This is a genomic window from Paenibacillus sp. GbtcB18, from assembly GCF_019091125.1.
Classification (GTDB): Bacteria; Bacillota; Bacilli; order Paenibacillales; family NBRC-103111; genus Paenibacillus_F; species Paenibacillus_F chitinolyticus.
Genome location: NZ_JAGXJX010000129.1, coordinates 1 through 472, shown reverse-complemented (window position 1 = coordinate 472; position 472 = coordinate 1). Strand labels below are relative to the sequence as shown.

General features: G+C 29.4%; 1 protein-coding gene. It reads right to left on the bottom strand.

Annotation, left to right across the window (positions count from 1 at the left end; genetic code table 11):
• Positions 1-162: 162 nt before the first annotated feature.
• Positions 163-472 (bottom strand): hypothetical protein (locus KVT34_RS29830; protein ID WP_217563253.1); only part of this gene is annotated, 310 nt, incomplete at its 5' end.

Sequence of the window (472 nt, the reverse complement as noted above, 5' to 3'; positions counted from 1 at the left end):
GACTTTTAGGATTTGCTATATCTTCATCTTCATTCATTGCTGTTATCATAAATATCATATTATTTTTCCTTGTGTATTCGTATCGTATAAAAATTGAGGAGAGAGTCCTTATTACGCTATTTGGTGAACAATATAAGCAATATCAGTCCAAGACTTGCCGAATTATTCCGTTTCTATACTAGGGATTATAGCCGGGCGGGATTTCTTAAATAGATGGATGTAGAGCCTCACCACGTTATAAAAAGATAGGAACAAATAAGTTCCTGTCTTTGATTTTATTGCGTTTAAAGTGTATGACCTAAATATAGTAATAGAAGGCTTTTGGTAATGGTGAATAATTGTTGATATATTTGCTAAATGTAAAGGTTCTAATAGTCTATAGAAATATCCTACTTTTAATCTCCCAAAGTTTAAAACAATATTTTTAACCTCTATATTTTTTTGCATTTCTTTAAATATAGTAAGAAAATAT